The sequence below is a fragment of the Lysinibacillus pakistanensis genome (assembly GCF_030123245.1).
GTDB lineage: Bacteria > Bacillota > Bacilli > Bacillales_A > Planococcaceae > Lysinibacillus > Lysinibacillus pakistanensis.
On the sequence record NZ_CP126101.1, the window covers coordinates 5058316 to 5075346 of the forward strand.

General features: G+C 38.9%; 25 protein-coding genes. All 25 read right to left on the reverse strand.

The window, feature by feature from the left end:
• Positions 1–26: 26 nt before the first annotated feature.
• The 25 genes from rpsH to QNH24_RS25360 all read right to left on the reverse strand — a co-directional run bounded on the left by rpsH (position 27) and on the right by QNH24_RS25360 (position 16992).
• Entirely contained in the window at positions 27–425 is a 399-nt protein-coding gene (rpsH, locus tag QNH24_RS25240; protein WP_008181717.1) for a 30S ribosomal protein S8, read from the reverse strand.
• A gap of 29 nt (positions 426–454) precedes the next feature.
• The gene (locus QNH24_RS25245; protein ID WP_004233656.1) at positions 455–640 is read right to left on the reverse strand and encodes a type Z 30S ribosomal protein S14; all 186 of its coding nucleotides are present in this window, start codon (positions 638–640) and stop codon (positions 455–457) included.
• A gap of 21 nt (positions 641–661) precedes the next feature.
• Positions 662–1201 (reverse strand): 50S ribosomal protein L5, encoded by a 540-nt coding sequence (gene rplE / locus QNH24_RS25250; RefSeq protein WP_004233654.1) that lies wholly within the window; start codon positions 1199–1201, stop codon positions 662–664.
• A gap of 28 nt (positions 1202–1229) precedes the next feature.
• Positions 1230–1538: a 50S ribosomal protein L24 gene (rplX, locus tag QNH24_RS25255; RefSeq protein ID WP_053482809.1), complete on the reverse strand. Its 309-nt coding sequence runs from the start codon at positions 1536–1538 to the stop codon at positions 1230–1232.
• 35 nt (positions 1539–1573) lie between these two features.
• Complete coding sequence (rplN, locus tag QNH24_RS25260; protein WP_004233650.1) at positions 1574–1942, reverse strand: 50S ribosomal protein L14; 369 nt, start codon at positions 1940–1942, stop codon at positions 1574–1576.
• A 43-nt stretch (positions 1943–1985) separates the two neighbouring features.
• Complete coding sequence (gene rpsQ / locus QNH24_RS25265) at positions 1986–2249, reverse strand: 30S ribosomal protein S17 (protein WP_004233648.1); 264 nt, start codon at positions 2247–2249, stop codon at positions 1986–1988.
• Positions 2250–2267: 18 nt separating this feature from the next.
• Positions 2268–2468 carry a 50S ribosomal protein L29 gene (gene rpmC / locus QNH24_RS25270; RefSeq protein ID WP_004233646.1) on the reverse strand — a complete coding sequence of 67 codons (201 nt, stop codon included), beginning with the start codon at positions 2466–2468 and terminating at the stop codon, positions 2268–2270.
• Complete coding sequence (gene rplP / locus QNH24_RS25275) at positions 2458–2892, reverse strand: 50S ribosomal protein L16 (protein WP_004233644.1); 435 nt, start codon at positions 2890–2892, stop codon at positions 2458–2460. Before rplP ends, rpmC begins: the two co-directional genes overlap by 11 nt.
• Position 2893: 1 nt before the next feature.
• Complete coding sequence (gene rpsC, locus QNH24_RS25280; RefSeq protein ID WP_004233642.1) at positions 2894–3547, reverse strand: 30S ribosomal protein S3; 654 nt, start codon at positions 3545–3547, stop codon at positions 2894–2896.
• A 3-nt stretch (positions 3548–3550) separates the two neighbouring features.
• Positions 3551–3895, reverse strand: coding sequence for a 50S ribosomal protein L22 (gene rplV, locus QNH24_RS25285; protein ID WP_004233639.1), 345 nt, complete (start codon positions 3893–3895; stop codon positions 3551–3553).
• Positions 3896–3917: 22 nt separating this feature from the next.
• Positions 3918–4196 (reverse strand): 30S ribosomal protein S19, encoded by a 279-nt coding sequence (gene rpsS, locus QNH24_RS25290; protein ID WP_036151954.1) that lies wholly within the window; start codon positions 4194–4196, stop codon positions 3918–3920.
• A 60-nt stretch (positions 4197–4256) separates the two neighbouring features.
• Positions 4257–5087, reverse strand: coding sequence for a 50S ribosomal protein L2 (gene rplB, locus QNH24_RS25295; protein ID WP_054771424.1), 831 nt, complete (start codon positions 5085–5087; stop codon positions 4257–4259).
• A gap of 48 nt (positions 5088–5135) precedes the next feature.
• Positions 5136–5420 carry a 50S ribosomal protein L23 gene (gene rplW / locus QNH24_RS25300; RefSeq protein ID WP_004233628.1) on the reverse strand — a complete coding sequence of 95 codons (285 nt, stop codon included), beginning with the start codon at positions 5418–5420 and terminating at the stop codon, positions 5136–5138.
• A complete protein-coding gene (gene rplD / locus QNH24_RS25305) occupies positions 5420–6043 on the reverse strand; it encodes a 50S ribosomal protein L4 (protein ID WP_004233626.1) in 624 nt (207 codons plus the stop codon). Before rplD ends, rplW begins: the two co-directional genes overlap by 1 nt.
• A 26-nt stretch (positions 6044–6069) precedes the next feature.
• Positions 6070–6699 carry a 50S ribosomal protein L3 gene (rplC, locus tag QNH24_RS25310; RefSeq protein WP_283870068.1) on the reverse strand — a complete coding sequence of 210 codons (630 nt, stop codon included), beginning with the start codon at positions 6697–6699 and terminating at the stop codon, positions 6070–6072.
• A 44-nt stretch (positions 6700–6743) separates the two neighbouring features.
• Positions 6744–7052, reverse strand: coding sequence for a 30S ribosomal protein S10 (gene rpsJ / locus QNH24_RS25315; RefSeq protein WP_004233624.1), 309 nt, complete (start codon positions 7050–7052; stop codon positions 6744–6746).
• Positions 7053–7499: 447 nt separating this feature from the next.
• On the reverse strand, positions 7500–9485 hold the full coding sequence (locus QNH24_RS25320) for an FtsX-like permease family protein (protein ID WP_283870069.1): 1986 nt from the start codon (positions 9483–9485) through the stop codon (positions 7500–7502).
• On the reverse strand, positions 9475–10236 hold the full coding sequence (locus QNH24_RS25325; RefSeq protein ID WP_283870070.1) for an ABC transporter ATP-binding protein: 762 nt from the start codon (positions 10234–10236) through the stop codon (positions 9475–9477). Before QNH24_RS25325 ends, QNH24_RS25320 begins: the two co-directional genes overlap by 11 nt.
• A 96-nt stretch (positions 10237–10332) precedes the next feature.
• Positions 10333–11349, reverse strand: a complete 1017-nt coding sequence (locus QNH24_RS25330; RefSeq protein WP_283870071.1) for a sensor histidine kinase — start codon at positions 11347–11349, stop codon at positions 10333–10335.
• A gap of 6 nt (positions 11350–11355) precedes the next feature.
• The gene (locus QNH24_RS25335) at positions 11356–12045 is read right to left on the reverse strand and encodes a response regulator transcription factor (protein ID WP_283870072.1); all 690 of its coding nucleotides are present in this window, start codon (positions 12043–12045) and stop codon (positions 11356–11358) included.
• Between the two features lie 221 nt (positions 12046–12266).
• A complete protein-coding gene (tuf, locus tag QNH24_RS25340; protein WP_283870073.1) occupies positions 12267–13454 on the reverse strand; it encodes an elongation factor Tu in 1188 nt (395 codons plus the stop codon).
• 135 nt (positions 13455–13589) lie between these two features.
• A complete protein-coding gene (gene fusA / locus QNH24_RS25345) occupies positions 13590–15668 on the reverse strand; it encodes an elongation factor G (RefSeq protein WP_283870074.1) in 2079 nt (692 codons plus the stop codon).
• Positions 15669–15710: 42 nt separating this feature from the next.
• On the reverse strand, positions 15711–16181 hold the full coding sequence (gene rpsG / locus QNH24_RS25350; RefSeq protein ID WP_054771422.1) for a 30S ribosomal protein S7: 471 nt from the start codon (positions 16179–16181) through the stop codon (positions 15711–15713).
• Positions 16182–16225: 44 nt separating this feature from the next.
• The gene (rpsL, locus tag QNH24_RS25355) at positions 16226–16645 is read right to left on the reverse strand and encodes a 30S ribosomal protein S12 (protein ID WP_004233609.1); all 420 of its coding nucleotides are present in this window, start codon (positions 16643–16645) and stop codon (positions 16226–16228) included.
• A 98-nt stretch (positions 16646–16743) separates the two neighbouring features.
• The gene (locus tag QNH24_RS25360) at positions 16744–16992 is read right to left on the reverse strand and encodes a 50S ribosomal protein L7ae-like protein (RefSeq protein WP_054771420.1); all 249 of its coding nucleotides are present in this window, start codon (positions 16990–16992) and stop codon (positions 16744–16746) included.
• Positions 16993–17031 lie beyond the last annotated feature (39 nt).

Genomic DNA, 17031 nt, shown 5'->3' on the forward strand with positions numbered 1-17031 from the left:
TTGCACCTCCATTCATTTATTGCTAATTACCAAACGTATGCTAGAACTTCGCCGCCAACTTGTTTAGCGCGAGCTTCTTTATCTGTTAATAAACCTTGTGAAGTTGACACTAAAGCGATACCAAGTCCGTTCAATACTTTAGGTACTTCATTTGTTTTAGCATATACTCGTAGACCAGGTTTAGAAATACGTTTTAAGCCAGTGATAACACGCTCGTTATCTTTACCGTATTTTAAGAAGATACGGATAATACCTTGCTTATTGTCTTCCACGTATTCTACGTCACGTACGAAACCTTCACGCTTTAAAATTTCAGCGATTTCTTTTTTCACGTTGGAAGCTGGTACTTCTAACTTCTCGTGACGAACCATGTTCGCATTACGAATGCGAGTAAGCATATCTGCAATCGGATCAGTCATTGTCATTACATTTACCTCCTTCCCAAATTAGGGGATTACCAGCTGGCTTTTTTCACGCCAGGAATTTGTCCCTTATATGCAAGTTCTCGGAAACAAATACGGCAAAGTTTGAATTTGCGATATACTGAATGTGGACGACCACAGCGTTCACAACGTGTATATTCTTGTACTTTAAACTTTTGCTTACGTTGTTGTTTAACGATCATAGATTTTTTAGCCACGTTTTCGCCCTCCTTGTTTGATTACTTTTGGAACGGCATACCGAATTGTGTCAATAACTCGCGAGCTTCTTCATCAGAATTCGCTGTCGTTACGATCACGATGTCCATACCGCGTACTTTTGAAACTTTATCGTAATCGATTTCTGGGAAAATTAATTGCTCTTTAACACCTAAAGTGTAGTTACCGCGACCATCGAATGCTTTTTTAGAAACACCACGGAAGTCACGTACACGAGGTAGTGAGATTGAGATTAATTTGTCCAAGAATTCATACATACGCTCACCGCGTAATGTAACTTTAGCACCGATAGGCATACCTTCACGTAGACGGAAGCCTGCGATCGATTTTTTCGCTTTCGTTACTACTGGTTTTTGACCAGTGATGATTGTTAATTCTTCTACAGCTGCATCTAATGCTTTTGAGTTTTGAACTGCATCACCAACACCCATGTTGATAACGATTTTCTCAACTTTTGGCAGTTGCATAACTGATTTATATCCAAACTTGCTCATAAGAGCAGGTGAAACTTCATTTAAATATTTTTCTTTTAGGCGGCTCATGTGTGTACCTCCCTTCTATTTATACTAATTAGTCGATTACTGCACCTGATTTTTTTGCAACACGAACTTTTTTACCGTTTTCGATTTTATAACCTACACGAGTCGGCTCGCCAGATTTAGGATCGATTAGCATTACGTTCGAAACGTGAATTGCAGCTTCTTGGCTCACAATTCCACCTTGTGGATTCAATTGGTTAGGTTTTACGTGTTTTTTCACGATGTTCACACCTTCAACAAGAACGCGATCTTGTTTAGGGTAAGCAGCAAGAATTACGCCTTCTTTGCCTTTATCCTTACCAGTGATAACCTTAACCTTGTCACCTTTTTTTACATGCATGCTGTCGCACCTCCTTGATTGGCACTATCATGAAATTAAAGAACTTCTGGAGCTAGAGAAACGATTTTCATGAAGTTGCTGTCACGTAATTCACGTGCAACAGGTCCGAAAATACGAGTTCCGCGTGGTGATTTATCATCACGAATAATTACACAAGCATTTTCATCAAATTTGATGTACGTACCATCTTTACGACGTACGCCTGATTTAGTACGAACGATAACAGCCTTAACAACGTCACCCTTCTTGACAACGCCACCTGGTGTTGCTTTCTTAACTGTACAAACAACGATATCACCGATGTTAGCAGTTTTACGGCCAGAGCCACCAAGCACTTTAATTGTAAGAACTTCACGTGCACCTGAGTTGTCAGCAACTTTCATACGACTTTCTTGTTGGATCACTTAGGTTACCTCCCTTCGGAAATTGGTTGTTCCGAAATAGTTATTAAATAATAACCGCTTTTTCTACAACTTCAACTAGACGGAAACGTTTAGTAGCTGATAGCGGGCGAGTTTCCATGATACGTACGATATCACCGATTTTCGCTGTGTTTAACTCATCATGAGCTTTAAACTTTTTAGAGTATTTTACACGTTTACCATAAAGCTTGTGCTTTTTGTAAGTCTCAACTAAAACAGTAACAGTTTTGTCCATTTTATCTGAAACGACGCGGCCCGTGTAAACTTTGCGTTGATTACGCTCAGTCATACTTGAAAACCTCCTTTATCAGTTATTTGCACTGATTTCTCTTTCACGAATAACAGTTTTCATACGCGCGATTGCTTTACGCACTTCACGAATACGAGCTGTGTTTTCTAATTGACCAGTCGCCAATTGGAAGCGAAGGTTGAAAAGCTCTTCTTTCAGTGATTTCACTTTTAATTCAATTTCAGAAGTGGCAAGGTCACGGATTTCATTAGCTTTCATTAGATTCACCACCAGTTTCTTGACGTTTTACGATTTTACATTTAACAGGAAGCTTATGTGATGCTAAACGAAGTGCTTCACGTGCAACCTCTTCAGATACACCAGCAATTTCGAACATTACTTTTCCTGGTTTTACTACTGCTACCCAACCTTCAGGAGAACCTTTACCAGAACCCATGCGGACTTCTAGAGGTTTTTTAGTGTAAGGTTTGTGTGGGAAGATTTTAATCCAAACTTTACCGCCACGTTTCATGTAACGAGTCATCGCGATACGAGCAGATTCGATTTGACGGTTAGTAATCCAGCTAGCTGTTTGAGCTTGTAAGCCCCATTCGCCGAAAGTTACTTCTTTACCGCCTTTCGCTTCGCCACGCATGTTTCCGCGGTGTTCACGACGGTATTTTACGCGTTTAGGCAATAACATATTATTTGCCTCCTTCCACAGATTTCTTCGTAGGAAGAACTTCACCACGGTAGATCCATACTTTAACGCCTAATTTACCGTAAGTAGTGTCAGCTTCTGCGTGTGCATAATCAATGTCAGCACGTAGAGTATGAAGTGGAACAGTTCCTTCACTATAGTGTTCAGCACGCGCAATATCAGCGCCACCTAAACGACCAGATACTTGTGTTTTAATTCCTTTTGCACCAGCGCGGATTGTGCGTTGGATCGCTTGCTTTTGCGCACGACGGAATGATACACGGTTTTCTAATTGACGAGCGATGTTTTCAGCTACTAAGCGAGCATCAAGATCAGCACGTTTGATTTCGATAATATTGATGTGTACACGTTTACCAGTTAAATCGCTAAGGTATTTACGAAGATTTTCAACTTCAGTACCACCTTTACCGATTACCATACCTGGTTTCGCAGTGTGAATTGTAATGTTTACACGGTTTGCAGCACGTTCGATTTCTACTTTAGAAACAGAAGCGTCTTTAAGAGCCGTTTCAATATATTTACGCACTTTGATGTCTTCGTGAAGTAGAGTTGCATAGTCTTTTTCAGCGTACCATTTTGACTCCCAGTCACGAATAATACCAACGCGTAGTCCTATTGGATGTACTTTTTGACCCACGGATTAACCCTCCTTCTTCTCAGATACCACTAGAGTAATGTGGCTTGTGCGTTTGTTAATTGCGCTTGCACGTCCTTGTGCACGTGGACGGAAACGTTTTAATGTTGGACCTTCATCAACGAAAACTTCAGAAACTACTAAAGAGTTGATGTCAAGATCATAATTGTGCTCAGCGTTAGCAACTGCAGATTTTAATACTTTTTCAACGACTGGAGACGCCGCTTTTGGAGTATGACGTAAAATTGCAACTGCCTCACCAACTTGCTTGCCTCGAATTAAGTCTACAACTAGACGTACCTTACGAGGAGCAATGCGAACTGTACGAGCGATAGCTTTAGCTTGTGTCATTAGGATTTACCTCCTCTCAAAATTAGCGTCTTGTTTTCTTGTCGTCTGCACCGTGACCTTTGTAAGCACGTGTCGGTGCGAACTCACCAAGTTTGTGGCCAACCATATCTTCTGTTACGTATACTGGAACGTGTTTACGTCCATCATAAACAGCAATCGTTAAACCGATGAAGTTCGGGAAGATTGTAGAACGGCGTGACCAAGTTTTGATAACTTGTTTTTTCTCAGAAGCCTCTTGTGCCTCCACTTTTTTCATTAAGTGGTCATCGACAAAAGGTCCTTTTTTCAAGCTGCGACCCATGTAGGAACCTCCCTCCGTGATTCCACCACGGCTCTCACATAGAACCGTAGTTTAATCACTTTATTTTTTACGACCACGGATAATAAATTTATCCGATTTGTTTTTCTTCTTGCGAGTTTTGTAACCAAGTGCTGGTTTACCCCAAGGAGTCATTGGTGATTTACGTCCGATTGGAGAACGTCCTTCACCACCACCGTGTGGGTGATCGTTAGGGTTCATTACAGAACCACGAACTTCTGGGCGTTTACCTAACCAACGGCTACGACCTGCTTTACCGATGTGTACAAGTTCGTGTTGTTCGTTACCAACTTGACCGATTGTAGCGCGGCAAGTAGCTAACACTAAGCGTACTTCGCCAGATTGTAGACGAACAATTACGTATTTGTCTTCACGACCAAGTACTTGAGCAGAAGTACCAGCAGAACGTACTAATTGTCCACCTTTACCAGGTTTTAATTCGATGTTATGGATAGTAGTACCCATTGGAATGTTTGCTAATGGTAATGCATTACCTACTTTAATATCAGCATCAGGACCAGACACGATTGTTTGACCAACCTCTAGACCTTTTGGTGCTAAAATGTAAGCTTTTGCTCCATCAGCGTAGTTGATTAATGCGATATTCGCAGAACGGTTTGGATCATATTCAATAGTAGCAACTTTTGCCGGAATGCCATCTTTAACACGTTTGAAATCGATAACACGGTATTGCTTCTTATGACCACCACCATGATGACGAACAGTGATTTTACCTTGGTTGTTACGACCAGCTTTGCGTTTAGTTGGTTCAAGCAATGATTTCTCAGGCTTGTTAGTTGTAATTTCCGCAAAGTCTAATGACGTCATATTACGACGACCATTAGAGGTAGGTTTATACTTTTTAATCGCCATTGTGTTTTCCCTCCTTCTTGAGTGTTCAAATCATAAATCCATTAAGGATTACATTTCGAATAATTCAATTTCTTTGCTATCAGCAGTTAATTTAACAATCGCTTTACGACGTTTGTTTGTGTAACCACCATAACGGCCAACGCGTTTGAATTTACCTTTGTAGTTAAGAACGTTTACTTTCTCAACTTTTACACCAAAGATTTCTTCTACTGCGTCTTTTACTTGAGTTTTGTTTGCACGAGTGTCTACTTCAAAAGTATACTTTTTCTCTGCCATAAGTTCTGAAGAACGCTCAGTAATGACCGGACGTTTTAAAATATCACGTGCTTCCATTATCCAAGCACCTCCTCAACTTTTTCTACTGCAGATTTAGTGAATACAACTTTATCATGACCTAATAGATCAAGAACGTTGATTCCATTTGCAGTTAAAACTGTTACACCTGGGATGTTACGAGCAGATAATGCTACGTTTTCATCTAGATCAGCAGTTACGAATAAAGATTTTTTCTCTAAAGAAAGATCTTTAAGGATTTTTGTGAATTCTTTTGTTTTTGGTGCTGCTAGTGTAAGAGCATCAAGAACTAAGAAATTTTGTTCTACTACTTTAGCTGATAAAGCAGATTTAAGAGCTAAACGACGAACTTTTTTAGGTAATTTATAAGAATAGCTACGTGGAGTAGGACCGAATACGATACCACCGCCGCGCCATTGTGGAGAACGGATAGAACCTTGACGAGCACGACCAGTTCCTTTTTGACGCCATGGTTTACGACCACCACCAGCAACTTCAGAACGGTTTTTCACCTTGTGATTACCTTGACGAAGAGAAGCGCGTTGAGCTACCACTGCGTCGAATAATACTGCTTCATTTGGCTCGATTCCGAAAATCGCATCGTTTAATTCGATTTCACCAACTGAAGCACCTGTTTGACTAAGTACAGATACCTTTGTCATTCCTGTTTCCTCCTTTCCTTAAGTGATTACTTAGCTTTAATTGCAGTTTTAACTGTAACTAGAGCTTTTTTAGAACCAGGAACATTACCTTTAACAAGTAGTAAGTTACGTTCCGCATCAACTTTCACGATTTCTAAGTTTTGGATTGTAACTACAGTGCCACCCATTTGACCAGGTAATTTCTTTTGTTTAAATACGCGGTTCGGAGCAACTGGACCCATTGAACCAGGACGACGGTGGTAACGAGAACCGTGAGCCATAGGACCACGAGATTGACCATGGCGTTTGATAACACCTTGGAAACCTTTACCTTTAGTAACTCCTGTTACATCGATTACATCGCCTTCTGCGAAAATTTCTACTTTGACTTCTTGACCAACTTCGTATTCTTCAACGTTCACGTTGCGGAATTCACGAATGAAGCGCTTAGGAGCAGTGTTCGCTTTTGCTACGTGACCCTGTTCTGGTTTGTTAGAAAGCTTAATGCGCTTGTCTTCGAAACCAACTTGAATTGCTTCGTAGCCATCTGTTTCAACAGTTTTCTTTTGAAGAACTACGTTTGGAGTAGCTTCGATAACTGTTACCGGGATTAAATCGCCGTTTTCAGCGAAAACTTGTGTCATACCAATTTTTCTACCTAAGATTCCTTTAGCCATTTGTCACACCTCCTGTAAGTTTTGAAAAGTTATATTTTTTACCATTAAAGTTTGATTTCGATATCAACGCCAGATGGTAAATCAAGTTTCATTAACGCGTCAACAGTTTGTGGTGTTGGGTTAACGATATCGATCAGACGTTTATGCGTACGCATTTCGAATTGTTCACGAGAGTCTTTGTACTTGTGAACAGCACGAAGAATTGTGTACACAGACTTCTCAGTTGGAAGTGGAATCGGACCTGATACACTTGCACCTGAACGTTTTGCAGTTTCCACAATTTTCTCAGCAGACTGATCTAAAATACGGTGATCATACGCTTTTAAACGAATACGAATCTTTTGTTTTGCCATTATTTTCCCTCCTTCTCGCCTATTTTCTAGACATTCTCCACGAAAATTCTCCTACACACCGCCATGGCAAAGCGGCCGGGTGTGTCGGCAACCTCTCGCTTCATCGCAGTCAAAGACCAACATTCAACATTATATACAATAAAAAAAGAATAAGCAAGTCTTTTCGCTAAATTCTTTTAAATGTTGCTGATATTCATACTACTATTATTTCTTCGCTTATTTAAGCCGTTTACTAGTATAAAGAATTTCTAGAAATATTGCAACACATAAGAGTATAATATCAACACTTTCGAATATTTCTAACAATTTACTATCTTATATAAAAGTAGATATTACAATTCCAAACTAAAAATCTTTGAATATACCCAACTCATCCTTCACTTCACATAAAAAAACAGTATGGTGATTAAATACCCATACTGTTTTTGAGTTTCTTCCTATTTAAATTTATAGTGATTCGCGAATAACCTTTTTATAATAGCCCACTGAGAGGAATGCAAAGATAGCATATAAAACTATATAACAACTCATAGCAATCCACAACGGCGCTGTTAACTCTGAGCCAAATAAAAACCAACCAGATTTTACAGCAAAATAACTATGAAGTAATCCAATGACTAATGGAACACCAAAATTGAAGGCCTGTTTCATATAAATTCCTTTCAAAATATCTTTTTCAGCAAAGCCTATCTTTCTTAGAATTGTATAAGATCCACGCTCTTCTTCAGCCTCAGACATTTGCTTAAAGTATAAAATGCTACCTGTTGTCATTAAAAATGCTAATCCTAAAAATGCAGTCGTAAAAATAGTTATTCCTAAGTCTTCAATATACTCCTTACGTTCGTTTTCAAAAGATGATTGAATAAACTGTTTTGATTGACCATTGCTATCCAACGCTGAAATAACCCCTGCACCTGTTTGAATATATAATTTCTCTGCTGCTGCCATATCTTCTTTTGATTTCAAATTAATTGTGGCTTGCTTATGCCAAGGGAAAAGCTCAGATTGTACTGCTAGCTTTTCAAACATTTCATCTGTAACGACAAAAATTGGTCCACCACCGCCAGCTGTTACGATCCCACTTATAATACTATTATCTTGAATGTCCACAACATGAAATGTTTCCTTGAGCTCTCCAGCAGATACCACAATATTGCGATCTTTCTCTAACTTGAACATCGCTGCCATGTACCCACCATAATTTGTTAAGATAACCTCATTACCAGATATCGATGCATCTGGGTTAATTTGTTGATAATCAGAAAGTGGAACGGTATAGATTGTTCCTTCCATATTATAAAAAGGATTTCCTTCTCGTTGTTCTTCTTCTGATAATAATTGTCCAACTGAGGCTATTACTCCCTGTAATCGGTAATCTATTTTGTCAAAAGCAATATTCTCGTCCTCTAGCTTCTTTAGAAATTCCTGCCCATTGTCTTCTAGTAAGATATAATCTCCAGGTACTTGGCTAAATGCCGATGACTCTGACGAATAATACCCTATATACGATAATGTTGTAATCCCTAGAGAAACACCCGTTAAAACTGTTATTAATGTCAAAGATTTTGCGTTACTTTTCATGCGATGCATAATTGGTGTTAATGCTAATACATCACGAACGGTTAAATGTCCATTTTTCTTTAAACGGATAGAATTCATGATAAACGCTACAGAGAAACGAAATACTAAAAATGTTCCACCTATAGTAGTAGCTAAAATAATCATCATATTAACAAATAAGTTGCCAGCAGATTCGATATCAAAGAGCTTAGTTGAAGCATAATAGCCATATCCAATCAATACAAGCCCTATAAAGCCTATTGCCATTTGTAGTGGACTGAAACGCTTTACACGTTCATCTGCCTGTTTAGCAGCACTGAATAAGGAAAGCAATGATACGCGGTGAATCATCCAGGCCATCTGGACAAGCACAATTACTAAGAGTATAACGAAAACGATAATAGATTTCTGAAATGCCTCGATACTAAATGTCATCGTGACAAGCGCCTCTTTTTCTAGAACTCGTAATAGTATCATGGCAAATAATCGAGAGCTAAAGAAGCCTGCAAGCATACCTAAAATGACTGCACCAACAAATAATAGAATACTTTCAATCGCTAATAGACGTACAATCAATCCCTTTGTCATACCGATTAGTTGATATAAACCAACTTCCTTACTACGACGCTTCATAAATAGATGGTTTGCATATAGTACGAAGAATAACACTATAAAATACAATATATATGTTGCTGCTCCAAAACCTGCTGTGGCTGTACCACTCTTACTTACAGTTTCTAGTACATCAGCATTGTTTTGCAAAGTCACAAAGGAAAAAAATAAAGTCACACTGAAAATAAGAGCAAAGAAATATAAATAATAGTGCTTCATATTTTTCTTCATGCTACGTAATACAAGCTTACTAAGACTCATAACCGTCACCACCTAGCACACTTTGCGTATGCATGATTTCTTGGAAAAACGCCTGCCTCGTTTTATCCCCTTTATATAGCTCACTATAAATAAGCCCGTCCTTTAAGAACAAAACACGCGTACAAAAGCTTGCGGCTACTGCATCATGCGTAACCATCATAATAGTAGCCTTCTTTGCCTCATTAATACTTTGCAGATTTTTTAAAAGGGCAGTGGCTGATTTAGAATCAAGTGCACCAGTAGGCTCGTCTGCAAATACTAGTGATGGATTTGTAATGAGTGCACGAGCTGCAGATGTACGTTGTTTTTGTCCACCTGATATTTCATTGGGATATTTATTTAGAATCTCAGCAATTCCTAATAAATTTGTTAGCTCCTTTACACGACTGTCTGCAACAGCCTTTGGTAGCTTGCCAATAGCCAATGGTAATAATATATTTTCTTTTACCGTTAACGTATCCAGTAAATTATAGTCTTGGAATATGAAACCTAGTTGCTCACGGCGAAAGTTAGCTAGAGCCTTTTCCTTCATGCCTCGTAAGTTTTGACCATTTATTTCAATAACACCTTCTGTGGCAAAATCAATGGAGCACAGAACGTTTAATAATGTTGTTTTTCCAGAACCTGATGGACCCATAATTCCAACAAATTCTCCTTGATTAACCTCTAAATCAATACCCTTTAAAACCTCTTGAGCTGTTGATTTTTTACCGTAGACCTTCTTTACTTTACGACCAATTAAAACTGCCACTTATAAACGCCCCTTTCTATAGTTCAAGTGTACCCTGTCTTCTTCGCTTATTCGTGCGTTTTACATGACAATATAAAAAGGTAGGTGACAATTTCGTCATCTACCTGTTAGTTTGACATATTCATTTTGTAATGGAAAACGCAAGGTAAATATGGAGCCTTCCCCTACACTAGATTGAACCGTTATACGAATTCCAATCTTCTGTGCCACATTATGTGCTAAGTATAAACCCATACCTGTTGATTGACTAGATTCCCTTCCAGCTGTCCCCGTATATGACTTCTGAAAAATTCGAGGTAAATCCTCCTTACGAATACCAATACCATTATCTTTAATGTGTAATAGTGTCGCTCCTGTTGGGTCTACTTCTGTAAATATGAATATCTCTGAGTTCGCAGGACTATATTTAATCGCATTAGATAAAATTTGTCGAACAATAAAGGCTAGCCATTTACCATCTGTCATTACGGTTTCTGTTAGCTCTTCAACATCAAAGCCGATACCCTTTTCAATACACCATGCCTGCATAGCTTTTATTTCGTTATAGACAGCGGCTCGTAGCTCCATTTCTACCATATAATTATCTTTTTCAATGGTAGATAATCGTGTTTGATGTAGCTGCTGATCAACTAATAAATGCAGCCTAAGCCACTCTGCCTCTAATTTACGACGTAATGTTAAATCTTCTATATGATCAAGCATTAGATTAATAGTTGTTAATGGTGCTTTTACCTCATGAACCCATGCAAGAAGCTCATCTGAATACTCCTGTAATTGAACTTTAGCTTGATTTAACTCTGTATTTTTATCATAAATAATATCTTCTATTTTCGTAAAGTAAGCTGCTTGAAAAGGCGAAAGGACCAAGCTTCTGCTATGTGCATCATCAAGTTGGCTATCTACATTTCCCAGGAAATCTTTAAGCTGCTTTGTCTCAACTACGTATCTCCAAAAAAGAAATATTATAAAACTAACAAGCAAAATCACATTTACGTACCAAATAGATACCCCTACTAAACCAACGTCTAATAAAAATAAGATGTTAAGTACAACCACTATAAATAAAAAGTAGCCTACCCATGCTAAGCGTTCTCTTATAAATAATAATAACATCGTGCTTCACGTCCCCTGTGTGACTGCAATATAACCAAGTCCCTTTTTAGTTAAAATTACATCCTGTAAGCCTATATCCTCAAGCTTCGTACGTAAACGATTAACATTTACAGACAAAGTGTTATCATTAACAAAGCGCTCATCATCCCATAACTTTCTCATCAAATCATCTCTAGAAACAATTTGATTCGTCTTTTCCACTAAAATACGTAAAATAAAGAGTTCATTTTTAGTTAAAGAGGATAGATTACCATTATACATAATTTCACTTCTAGCATAGTCAATAATCGCACCATTGAAGCGTGTAACATCCAAAGATTCTTCTATATAATCGTATGTACGACGTAAAATAGCCTGAACCTTAGCTAGTAATACTTCCATATGGAAAGGTTTTTGTACAAAATCATCGGCACCCATTTGCATTGACATGACCATATCCATCGGGTGATCTCGTGACGATAGAAAGAGGATAGGGACCTTTGAAATATGACGAATTTCACGACACCAATGAAAACCATCATAGGCTGGTAATTGTATATCAATTATGACTAGATGGGGTTTTTCCTCTATAAAATCATCCATCACCTTTTGAAAATTATTAGGGCCAACCACTTGTAAAGACCATTGGGTAAATCTTGTCTGAATCATTTCAAAAATTGATGGATCATCCTCTATCAATAATATCTTCAACTCCATATTGAAGCACTCCTTTTTAACAAGTAGGATATCTTGCTATTAACGCCGCAAGCTTGAAAATACCAATTAATCTTTTAAATAATCATAGTACAATCTGTCATTAGCCACACTAAGTGAACATACAATAATCTAATTTAAATTTATTACTCTAATTTTAACATAAAAAAACCAATCCGCAGGCGTCCCCACAGATTGGTTTTGAAAATTAGCATGCGCTAAAATTATTTTTGGATAGAAGAAACTACACCAGCGCCTACAGTACGGCCACCCTCACGGATAGAGAATTTAGTACCTTCTTCAAGAGCGATTGGAGCGATAAGTTCTACTGTCATTTCGATGTTATCGCCAGGCATTACCATTTCAACGCCTTCTGGTAAGTTACAGATACCTGTTACGTCAGTTGTACGGAAGTAGAACTGAGGACGGTAGTTAGAGAAGAATGGAGTATGACGGCCACCCTCTTCTTTTGATAAAACGTAAACTTCTGCTTTGAAGTTAGTGTGTGGAGTGATTGAACCTGGTTTAGCTAATACTTGACCACGTTGGATTTCATCACGAGAAACACCACGAAGAAGTGCACCGATGTTGTCACCAGCTTCAGCATAGTCTAATAATTTACGGAACATTTCTACACCAGTTACAGTAGTAGATTTAGCTTCTTCAGCGATACCGATGATTTCAACTACGTCACCAACTTTTACTTGACCACGTTCAACACGGCCAGTTGCAACTGTACCACGACCAGTGATAGAGAATACGTCCTCTACTGGCATCATGAATGGTTTGTCAGTTTGACGTTCTGGAGTTGGGATGTAAGAATCTACAGCATCCATTAATTCAACGATTTTTTCTTCCCATTCTGGTTCACCTTCAAGAGCTTTAAGAGCAGAACCTTTGATTACAGGAATATCATCACCTGGGAAGTCATATTCAGATAGTAGATCACGGATTTCCATTTCTACTAATTCTAATAATTCTTCGTCATCAACCATATCACATTTGTTCATGAATACTACTAAGTATGGAACACCTACTTGACGAGATAAAAGAATGTGCTCACGAGTTTGTGGCATTGGGCCATCAGCAGCAGATACTACTAAGATACCGCCATCCATTTGTGCAGCGCCAGTGATCATGTTTTTAACATAGTCAGCGTGTCCTGGGCAGTCAACGTGTGCATAGTGACGAGTTTCTGTTTCATATTCTACGTGAGAAGTATTGATTGTAATACCACGCTCTTTTTCTTCTGGAGCGTTATCGATGTCAGCGTAAGATTTAGCTGTACCACCCATTTTTTTAGAAAGAACTGTAGCGATTGCAGCAGTTAAAGTAGTTTTACCATGGTCAACGTGTCCGATTGTACCAATGTTAGCATGCGTTTTAGAACGGTCAAATTTTTCTTTAGCCATTAGAGATTGCCTCCTCAAAATTGTATGTTTTATTTTTAAATTTATAGCATGAAAGCTGATAGAGAACGGGCCCATCCCCTATCCTGCAATCATAGCTTACAAATTAGTTATACTTTATGCAAGATGAAAATTCAATTATTCACCTTTATTTTTTTTGATGATTTCTTCAGAGATTGATTTAGGTACTTCTTCATAGTGATCGAATACCATAGAGAATACACCACGACCTTGCGTTGCAGAACGTAAAGTTGTTGCATATCCAAACATTTCTGAAAGTGGAACCATCGCACGAACAACTTGAGCGTTACCGCGAGCTTCCATACCCTCTACGCGACCACGGCGAGAAGTGATGTTACCCATGATATCACCAAGGTATTCTTCTGGAATTACAACTTCAACTTTCATCATTGGTTCAAGTAAAACTGGGTTACATTTAGAAACCGCGTTTTTAAGAGCCATAGATGCAGCAATTTTGAATGCCATTTCGTTAGAGTCAACATCATGGTATGAACCATCGAATAATTTCGCTTTGACGTCGATTAATGGGTAACCAGCAAGTACACCGTTTTGTAGAGAGTCTTTAAGACCAGCTTCTACAGCAGGAATGTATTCACGTGGAACTACACCACCAACGATAGCATTTTCAAATTCAAAGCCTTTTCCTTCTTCATTTGGAGAGAATTCAATCCAAACGTGACCGAATTGACCACGACCACCAGATTGGCGGACGAATTTACCTTCAACTTGAGCAGAGCCACGGAATGTTTCACGGTAAGATACCTGTGGAGCACCAACGTTAGCTTCTACTTTAAATTCACGGCGCATACGGTCAACTAAGATATCAAGGTGAAGTTCACCCATACCAGAGATGATTGTTTGACCTGTTTCTTGGTCAGTATGAGCACGGAAAGTTGGATCTTCTTCTTGTAGTTTTTGTAAAGCTTGACCCATTTTATCTTGGTCTGCTTTTGATTTTGGTTCTACAGAAAGAGAGATAACTGGCTCTGGGAATTCCATTGATTCAAGAATAACTAGGTTTTTCTCGTCACATAATGTATCACCAGTAGTAGTATCTTTAAGACCTACCGCTGCTGCGATATCCCCTGCGAATACTTGAGAAATCTCTTCACGAGAGTTAGCGTGCATTTGTAGGATACGACCTACACGTTCACGTTTACCTTTCGTAGAGTTTTGTACATATGAACCTGATTGTAAAATACCAGAGTACACACGGAAGAATGTTAATTTACCAACGAATGGGTCTGTCATAACTTTAAACGCAAGAGCCGAGAATGGTTCTTCGTCTGAAGAATGACGTACAACTTCTTCATCAGAATCTGGTAAAGTACCGTTGATAGCAGGTACATCTGTTGGAGCTGGTAAGTAATCGATTACCGCATCAAGCATTTTACGAACACCTTTGTGTTTGAATGCTGTACCACAGATAACTGGGTAGAATTCAACGTTAATTGTTGCTTGACGAATAGCCGCTTTAAGCTCTTCTTTAGAAATTTCTTCACCAGCGAAGTATTTTTCCATGATATCTTCATTAACTTCAGCAACTGCTTCGATTAATTTTTCACGGTATTCTTCAGCTTGTGCTTTATACTCTTCAGGAATTTCGCCTACAGATACATCTGTACCTTGGTCGTTTCCATAGAAAGTAGCGTTCATTTCAATTAAGTCAATGATTGCAGAGAATTGATCTTCAGCACCGATTGGTAATTGAATTGGATGTGCATTTGCTTGTAGACGCTCATGTAAAGTACCTACAGAGTAAAGGAAGTCAGCACCCATTTTATCCATTTTGTTGATGAATACGATACGTGGTACACCGTATGTTGTAGCTTGGCGCCATACAGTTTCAGTTTGAGGTTCAACACCAGATTGAGCATCAAGTACTGTTACCGCACCATCAAGTACGCGTAGTGAACGTTCAACTTCTACTGTGAAGTCTACGTGTCCAGGAGTATCGATGATATTTACACGGTGGCCGTCCCATTGAGCTGTTGTTGCAGCAGAAGTGATTGTAATACCACGTTCTTGCTCTTGTTCCATCCAGTCCATTTGAGAAGCGCCTTCGTGAGTTTCACCAATTTTGTGAATCTTACCTGTGTAATAAAGGATACGCTCAGTTGTTGTTGTTTTACCAGCATCAATGTGAGCCATGATCCCAATATTACGTGTATTCTCTAGAGAGAATTCGCGTTTCATTAGGTATTTCTCCTTCCATATTGAGCTTATGCGATGTTTAGATTACCAACGGTAGTGAGCGAATGCTTTGTTCGCTTCTGCCATTTTGTGCATATCTTCACGTTTTTTAACCGATGCACCAGTGTTGTTAGAAGCATCAAGAATTTCGTTAGCTAAACGCTCTTCCATTGTTTTTTCTCCACGAAGGCGAGAGTAGTTAACTAGGTAACGAAGACCTAAAGTCGTACGACGTTCTGGACGTACTTCAACTGGCACTTGGTAGTTAGAACCACCAACACGGCGAGCGCGTACTTCAAGAACAGGCATTACGTTGTTTAGGGCAGCTTCGAATACTTCAATTGGATTTTCACCAGAACGTTCTTTAACTAGCTCGAACGCACCGTATAAAATCTTTTGAGAAGTACCTCTTTTACCATCAATCATCATTTTGTTGATTAAACGAGTTACTAGTTTTGAATTATAAATTGGATCTGGTAACACGTCACGTTTGGAAACAGGACCTTTACGAGGCATGTGTTTTCCTCCTTTCATTGAGTGAATAACTTATAGATTTTAAATTATTTTTTTTCTTTAGGGCGTTTTGTACCGTATAGAGAACGTGATTGCATACGACCGTTTACACCAGCAGTATCAAGAGCACCACGCACGATATGGTAACGAACACCCGGTAAGTCTTTTACACGACCGCCACGGATAAGAACAACACTGTGCTCTTGTAAGTTGTGGCCTTCACCAGGAATGTACGCTGTAACCTCGATTTGGTTAGTTAAACGTACACGAGCGTATTTACGTAACGCTGAGTTAGGTTTTTTAGGCGTCATTGTACCTACACGAGTACAAACACCACGTTTTTGAGGAGATTTAACATCAGTTAAAGATTTTTTAAATGAGTTATATCCTTTGTTTAACGCTGGTGAGTTTGATTTCGTGATTTTAGATTTACGAGGCTTACGTACCAATTGGTTAATTGTAGGCATCGATTTTTCCTCCCTTCATTTCTTCTTTTTCAATACCACACATCCAGGTGGTTCATTTTTTGGGTAAAAACAAAGTCTTTGTGTTTCAAACACAAAAACTACTCTACAGCAATCGCAACTACCGCAGCTCCAACATGGATTCCACAGGCCTTGCCCAATTCCTTTTTGGACTCAACAAGAATAATTGGTATCCCGATTTCTCTCGCGAAAGATATGGCCGAATCGGTTACCCAATTGTCTGCATCAAGTGCCACAAAGAGTTCTTTCACTGAACCAGCTTGCATTGCTTTCACTGCTTGCTTTGTACCTATGATTGTTTGACTAGCCCTTACTTTATCATAAGACATTTTCATATCCTCCGAAGTACAGACAGTTAACTATCAACC

Coding starts and splice junctions, on each gene's coding strand:
- rpsH (WP_008181717.1), bottom strand. CDS start 425: ATGACAATGACTGATCCGATTGCAGATATGCTTACTCGCATTCGTAAT.
- rplE (WP_004233654.1), bottom strand. CDS start 1,201: ATGAGCCGCCTAAAAGAAAAATATTTAAATGAAGTTTCACCTGCTCTT.
- rplX (WP_053482809.1), bottom strand. CDS start 1,538: ATGCATGTAAAAAAAGGTGACAAGGTTAAGGTTATCACTGGTAAGGAT.
- rpsQ (WP_004233648.1), bottom strand. CDS start 2,249: ATGACTGAGCGTAATCAACGCAAAGTTTACACGGGCCGCGTCGTTTCA.
- rpmC (WP_004233646.1), bottom strand. CDS start 2,468: ATGAAAGCTAATGAAATCCGTGACCTTGCCACTTCTGAAATTGAATTA.
- rplP (WP_004233644.1), bottom strand. CDS start 2,892: ATGTTATTGCCTAAACGCGTAAAATACCGTCGTGAACACCGCGGAAAC.
- rplV (WP_004233639.1), bottom strand. CDS start 3,895: ATGACACAAGCTAAAGCTATCGCTCGTACAGTTCGCATTGCTCCTCGT.
- rpsS (WP_036151954.1), bottom strand. CDS start 4,196: ATGGGTCGCAGCTTGAAAAAAGGACCTTTTGTCGATGACCACTTAATG.
- rplB (WP_054771424.1), bottom strand. CDS start 5,087: ATGGCGATTAAAAAGTATAAACCTACCTCTAATGGTCGTCGTAATATG.
- rplW (WP_004233628.1), bottom strand. CDS start 5,420: ATGGAAGCACGTGATATTTTAAAACGTCCGGTCATTACTGAGCGTTCT.
- rplD (WP_004233626.1), bottom strand. CDS start 6,043: ATGACAAAGGTATCTGTACTTAGTCAAACAGGTGCTTCAGTTGGTGAA.
- rplC (WP_283870068.1), bottom strand. CDS start 6,699: ATGGCTAAAGGAATCTTAGGTAGAAAAATTGGTATGACACAAGTTTTC.
- rpsJ (WP_004233624.1), bottom strand. CDS start 7,052: ATGGCAAAACAAAAGATTCGTATTCGTTTAAAAGCGTATGATCACCGT.
- QNH24_RS25320 (WP_283870069.1), bottom strand. CDS start 9,485: ATGAGTCTTAGTAAGCTTGTATTACGTAGCATGAAGAAAAATATGAAG.
- QNH24_RS25330 (WP_283870071.1), bottom strand. CDS start 11,349: ATGTTATTATTATTTATAAGAGAACGCTTAGCATGGGTAGGCTACTTT.
- QNH24_RS25335 (WP_283870072.1), bottom strand. CDS start 12,045: ATGGAGTTGAAGATATTATTGATAGAGGATGATCCATCAATTTTTGAA.
- tuf (WP_283870073.1), bottom strand. CDS start 13,454: ATGGCTAAAGAAAAATTTGACCGTTCTAAAACGCATGCTAACATTGGT.
- fusA (WP_283870074.1), bottom strand. CDS start 15,668: ATGAAACGCGAATTCTCTCTAGAGAATACACGTAATATTGGGATCATG.
- rpsG (WP_054771422.1), bottom strand. CDS start 16,181: ATGCCTCGTAAAGGTCCTGTTTCCAAACGTGACGTGTTACCAGATCCA.
- rpsL (WP_004233609.1), bottom strand. CDS start 16,645: ATGCCTACAATTAACCAATTGGTACGTAAGCCTCGTAAATCTAAAATC.
- QNH24_RS25360 (WP_054771420.1), bottom strand. CDS start 16,992: ATGTCTTATGATAAAGTAAGGGCTAGTCAAACAATCATAGGTACAAAG.